This is a genomic window from Cereibacter johrii (genome assembly GCF_001720585.1).
GTDB classification, from domain to species: domain Bacteria; phylum Pseudomonadota; class Alphaproteobacteria; order Rhodobacterales; family Rhodobacteraceae; genus Cereibacter_A; species Cereibacter_A johrii.
The window spans coordinates 1-5,608 of the sequence record NZ_MABH01000130.1; the positions used below are offsets into that span (position 1 = coordinate 1).

The window sequence follows — 5,608 nt, forward strand, 5'->3', positions numbered from 1 at the left end:
GACAGGAAGGCCGCGGCGAACCCCGCCCCCAGCGCCAGCTCGCGCGGGGCGCCGAGCGCCCCCAGCGCCACGAAGGTGGCCGCCCCCAGAAGGGCTGCGGTGATATAGATCTCGCGCCGCAGGATCACCGGGCTCTCGCCGCCCAGAAGATCGCGCAGGATGCCGCCGAAGGTCGCCGTGGCCACCCCCATGGCGATCGCGATCACCGGCCCCGCCCCGGCCTGCAGCGCCCGCTCGGCCCCCGTCACCGCAAAGAGCGACAGGCCCACCGCATCGAGCCAGAGCAGGAAGCGGTAGCGCGACTGGGGGATGTGGGCGAAGAAGAAGGTGAAGACCGCGACGCCGAGGCAGGCCAGCACATAGGCCGGCTCCTCGACCCAGAAGACCGGGGTGCGGCCGAGCACGAGGTCGCGGATCGTGCCGCCGCCCACGCCGGTCACCGCGCCGAGCAGCACGAAGCCCGCGATATCCATCTCCTTGCGCGAGGCCACGAGGGCGCCCGTCACGGTGAAGATGCACAGGCCGAACCAGTCGAGCAGGATCGTGACGGTCTGAAACATCCGGGCCTCCTCCGGGCGGGTCCGTCCCTTTTGGCCGGAGGGCCGCGGGAACTCAAGCGCAGGGAGGGCCGCCCTCCCCCGGATGCGCGCGGCGGGCGCCGATCGAGCGGGGGGCGGCAGGGGCCGGGCTCGAAAGCAGGTGCGACAGGCCCCCGATCGGCCGGGGAGACCTACGCCGAAAGGCGCTGTGCCCCTTTCTCTGAAAGGGAAAAATCCGCAGGCCCGGCCTGTTCGGCTTTGAAAAAATGCCTCTGTCGGGCAGACTTTCCGTCGAATCCCTTTCCCCTGACATTTCTCGATCGGATCCGTTTCATGGCCAATCTTCCGACCTTCAGCGTCACCAGCACCCCTGCCGTCGAGGGCAATTACCTCACCTACACCATCCGGCTCTCCGAGCCCGCCCCCGATGCGGTGAGCGTGGATTACCAGTTCCGCTCCGGCACCGCGCTGCTCGACGAGGATTTCTATTCGGCCGCCCCCTCGGGCACGCTCGTCTTTGCCCCGGGCGAGACGGTGCTGACGCTCCAGATCCGGTCCTACAACGACAGTCTGGATGAGGTCGACGAGAGCTTCTTTCTCGAACTGAGCGAGCCGCAGGGTGCGGAGTTCGGCGCCGACATCTCGACCCTCGTCACCGCGGGCTGGGTGATCGACACGGACGGGGCGGGGCTGAACCGGGCGCTCGCCGTCTCGAACCCGGTGGTGACCGAGGCCGCGGGCGGGCAGGCGCTCTTCACCCTCGCGCTGTCGGAGGCCTTCACCACCGACCGCAGCTTCACCTACACGACCTACGACGGGTCGGCCCGGGCGGGCGCGGATTATGTCGCCCGCACCGGCACCGTCACCTTCCTCGCCGGCCAGACCGAGGCCACGGTCGCGGTCAATCTGATCAACGATGGCGCGGTCGAGGCGGGCGAGACCTTCGGTCTTGCGGTCACCGGCGCCCATGGCGTGCCCGCCGCCACCGGCGCGGCCGAGATCCTGAACGACGACGGGCCGGTGCCGGTGATCTCGGTCGAGGGCGACCGGGTGGTCGAGGGCAGCTACCTCGTCTACACGATCCGGCTCTCGGAACCGGCGACCGACGCGGTGAACGTGGATTACCAGTTCCGCTCGGGCACCGCGCTGCTCGACGAGGATTTCTATTCGGCCGCCCCCTCGGGCACGCTCACCTTCGCCCCCGGCGAGACGGTGCAGACGCTCCGCATCCGCTCCTACAACGACAGTCTGGATGAGATCGACGAGAGCTTCTTTCTCGAACTGAGCGAGCCGCAGGGCGCGCAGTTCGGCGCCGACATCTCGACCCTCGTCACGACGGGCTGGGTGATCGACACGGACGGGGCGGGGCTGAACCGGGCGCTCGCCGTCTCGAACCCGGTGGTGACCGAGGCCGCGGGCGGGCAGGCGCTCTTCACCCTCACGCTGTCGGAGGCCTTCACCACCGACCGCAGCTTCACCTACACGACCCATGACGGATCGGCCCGGGCCGGCGCGGATTATGTCGCCCGCACCGGCACCGTCACCTTCCTCGCCGGCCAGACCGAGGCCACGGTCGCGGTCAATCTGATCAACGATGGCGCGGTGGAGGCGGGCGAGACCTTCGGCCTCGCCGTCACCGGCGCCCATGGCGTGCCCGCCGCGACCGGCACGGCCGAGATCCTGAACGACGACGGGCCGGTGCCGGTGATCTCGGTCGAGGGCGACCGGGTGGTCGAGGGCAGCTACCTCGTCTATACGATCCGGCTCTCGGAACCGGCGACCGACGCGGTGAGCGTGGATTACCAGTTCCGCTCGGGCACCGCGCTGCTCGACGAGGATTTCTATTCCGCCGCTCCCTCGGGCACCCTCACCTTCGCCCCCGGCGAGACGGTGCAGACGCTCCGCATCCGCTCCTACAACGACAGTCTCGACGAGATCGACGAGAGCTTCTTTCTCGATCTGAGCGATCCCCGCGGCGCGCAGTTCGGCGGCGGCAACCGTGCGCTGTCCACCGGCGGCTGGGTGCTCGACAGTGACGGGGTGGGGCTGAACCGCTCGGTCTCGGTCGGCCATGCCACGCTGCAGGAGGGGCCCGGCGGCCGGGTCGCGGTCTTCGTGGTCGAGCTTTCCGCCCCCTCGGCCGAGCGGATCGCCGTAGGCTTCCAGACCCTCGCCGGGACGGCCCGCCCCGGCAGCGACTTCGCCGCCCGGTCGGGCGAGGTGGTCTTCCTGCCCGGCCAGACCCGGGCCGAGGTTCTCATCCCCATTCTCGACGATCTCGTGCTCGAGAATACCGAGAGCTTCAGCCTGCGCCTCGTGCCGCCCTTCCCCAGCGCCATCTCCTCGGTCACGCCGGTGCCGGTGGGGGTGGCCACCCTCCTCGACGGCACGTTCAGCGGCTCGGGCGGCAACGACCGGCTGATCGGCACGGCCAATGCCGAGCGGATCGAGGGGTTCGGCGGCAATGACCGGATCGAGGGCCGGGGCGGCAACGACCTTCTGTCGGGCGGCGCGGGCAACGACCTGCTCGACGGCGGCGGCGGACGCGACCGGATGGTGGGGGGCACGGGCAACGACCGCTATGTCGTCAACCATGCCGGGGACAGCACGATCGAGCTTTCCGGGGGCGGCATCGACACGGTGCAGAGCAGCCTCTCCTGGACCCTGGCCGCCAATGTCGAGCGGCTGGTGCTGACCGGCGGGGCCGCCCTGTCGGGCACCGGCAACGGGCTTTCGAACCTTCTCACCGGCAATGGCGGGGCGAACCGCCTGCAGGGGCTTGCCGGCAACGACACGCTGAACGGCGGCGGCGGGCGCGACGTCATGATCGGCGGGACGGGCAACGACACATACATCACCAATGGCGGCGACACGATCGTGGAGCGCGGGGGCCAGGGGGTGGATGTGGTGCGCGCCTCGGTCAGCTACACGCTGGGCGCCCAGCTCGAGACGCTGGTGCTGACGGGCACGGCGAACCTTTCGGGGACCGGCAACGGGCTTTCGAACCTGCTGATCGGCAATGGCGGGGCGAACCGGCTGAACGGCGGCGGCGGCAACGACACGCTGAGCGGCGGCGGCGGGGCGGATCTGCTGATCGGCGGCGCCGGGCGCGACAGCTTTGTCTTCAACACCCGCCCCGGGCCCGGCGCGATCGACCGGATCTCGGATTTCAACGTGGCCGACGACGTGATCCATCTGGAGAATGCGGTGTTCCGCGGCCTTCCGGCGGGGGCGCTGCGCGGGGCGGCCTTTGCCTCCAACCTCTCGGGACAGGCCACCGATGCGGCCGACCGGATCCTCTATGAACGCGACACCGGGGCGCTCTGGTTCGATGCCGACGGCACCGGAGGGGGCGCGCGGGTGCAGATCGCGACCCTCTCGGCGGGGCTCGCCCTGACGGCCGCGGATTTCTTCGTGATCTGAGGGGCCGGGTTCCGGAGGCCGGGAAAGAAGATCCTCCGGCCCCGAAGGGCCGGAGGTGCGCTCTCGCATCAGAGGAAGAGAGCCGCGATCTGGGCGCTCGACATGGCCCCCAGCTGCGTGGCCGTGAAGGCCGACGCCTGCGCCGTGGTGAGCGCCGCAATATCGGCGGTCTCGAGACCCTTGATGGCGGCCGTGGTCAGGGTGGTGATCTGCGCGGTGGTGAGCGCCGTCATCTGCGCCGTGGTGAGCGCCGCCGCCTGCACCGAGCCGAAGCCTGCCACGGCGGTCGTGGTGAGAGCCGCCACCTGAGCCGAGGTGAGCGCGGCCATCTGCGCCGCCGTCAGGGCTTTCGCCTGCGCCGATCCCAGACCCTTCACGGCCGCGGTGGTGAGGGCTGCGAGATCGGCCGTCTCGAGCGCCGCCACCTGCGCCGTGGAAAGGGCGCCCACCTGACGCGAGCCGAGGGCGGCCGCCTGCCCGGTGGTCAGCGCCGCCACCTGCGCCGTCCCGAAGCCCTTCACGGCTGCGGTGGACAGCGCCGCCACATCCGCCGTCTCGAAGGCCGCCACCTGCGCCGTCGAGAGCGCGCCCAGTTGCGCCGAGCCGAGCGTGGCCGCCTGACCCGTGGTCAGCGCCACGATCTGGGCCGTGCCGAGCCCCTTCACCGCCGCGGTGGTGATCCGGGCGAGCTGGTCGGTGGTGAGGGCCGCCACCTGGCCCGTGGTCAGGCCGGAGGCCTGGACCGATCCCAGACCCGCGATCGCCGCCGTCGAGAGCTGGGCCATCTGCGCCGTGGTCAGCGCCGCCACTTGGCCCGTGGTCAGGCCCGCGACCTGGGCCGAGCCGAGGCCCTTCACGGCCGTGGCGGTGAGGGCTGCGAGATCGGCCGTCTCGAGCGCCGCCACCTGCGCCGTCGAGAGGCCCGCCAGCTGTGCCGAGCCGAGGACGGCCGCCTGGGCCGTGGTCAGCGCCACGATCTGCGCCGTGCCGAGCCCCTTCAGCGCCTCCGTCGAGAGTTGGGGCACCTGCGCCGTGGTCAGCGCCGCCACCTGCGCCGTCGTCAGCGCCCCCGCCTGGGTCGAGGACAGACCCTTCACCGCCGTGCTCGCAAGCGCGGCCACCTGCGCCGTGGTCAGCGCCGCCACCTGCCCTGTCGTCAGCGCCCCCACCTGAGCGGTGGTGATCCCCTTCACGGCCGTGGTGGTGAGGGCCGCGAGATCCGCCGTCTCGAGCGCCGCCATCTGCGCGGTCGTGAGACCCGCCACCTGCGCCGAGCCGAGCGCCGCCGCCTGACCCGTCGTCAGCGCCACCACCTGAGCCGCGGTCAGCCCCTTCAGCGCCGTCGTGGTCAGCGCCGCGGCATCCGCCGTCTCGAAGGCCGCCACCTGCGCGGTCGAGAGGGCGCCCAGCTGCGCCGAGCCGAGCGCCGCCGTCTGGGCCGTGGTCAGCGCCACGATCTGCGCCGTGCCGAGCCCCTTCACCGCCGCCGTCGAGAGCTGCGAGAGCTGCGCCGTCGTCAGCGCCGCCACCTGCGCCGTGGTGAGACCCGCGGCCTGAGCCGAACCGAAGCCCTTCACGGCCGCCGTGGTGAGCGCCGCCACCTGCGCCGTGGTGAGCGCCGCCACCTGCGCCGAGCCGAGCGCCGC

General features: G+C 71.6%; 2 protein-coding genes and 1 pseudogene. 1 reads left to right on the plus strand and 2 read right to left on the minus strand.

Annotated elements, in window-relative coordinates; genetic code table 11:
• The coding region (locus A9O63_RS10355; protein ID WP_069331859.1) for a trimeric intracellular cation channel family protein at nucleotides 1-560 on the minus strand (560 nt) is incomplete at its 3' end.
• Between the two features lie 312 nt (nucleotides 561-872).
• Here A9O63_RS10355 and A9O63_RS10360 point away from each other — a divergent pair.
• Nucleotides 873-3,962 (plus strand): calcium-binding protein, encoded by a 3,090-nt coding sequence (locus A9O63_RS10360; RefSeq protein WP_069331860.1) that lies wholly within the window; start codon nucleotides 873-875, stop codon nucleotides 3,960-3,962.
• A 68-nt stretch (nucleotides 3,963-4,030) separates the two neighbouring features.
• Here the strand turns inward: A9O63_RS10360 and A9O63_RS10365 are convergent.
• A pseudogene (locus A9O63_RS10365) lies at nucleotides 4,031-5,608 on the minus strand (beta strand repeat-containing protein); the annotation flags it as partial.